This window comes from Brevibacillus borstelensis (genome assembly GCF_037834415.1).
Taxonomy (GTDB): Bacteria; Bacillota; Bacilli; order Brevibacillales; family Brevibacillaceae; genus Brevibacillus; species Brevibacillus borstelensis_A.
Genome location: NZ_JAUMSJ010000137.1, coordinates 1 through 292 on the forward strand (window position 1 = coordinate 1; position 292 = coordinate 292).

Here is a 292-nt window from a genome sequence, read left to right on the forward strand (position 1 = left end):
GCAATACTGTATGCGATGATCTCTCCGTTGTACAGTCCATGATGCTAGATAAATACAACATTTTACTGCCGAAAGACAGGTAAGTAATATCCGTAACTAGCTTTTGCAATCGTTGTTCCGCAAGAAAATCACGTTTCAAAAGATGATCAGCGACCTGGAGCGGTTGTCCGGTTCCCTTTCGCTTTTTCACTTTCACTCGACATTGCAAGCCTTCTTCGGTGCTAGACTCAATATTGGACACGAAGAACCGAGAGTGCGAAAATAAAAGCATTCATAATCGAGGTGTCCGACT

The 292-nt window shown here is 43.2% G+C and carries 1 pseudogene; it reads right to left on the bottom strand.

Annotated features, from left to right (window positions below):
• A pseudogene (locus Q3F21_RS27300) lies at positions 1-196 on the bottom strand (hypothetical protein); the annotation flags it as partial.
• Between the last annotated feature and the right edge of the window lie 96 nt (positions 197-292).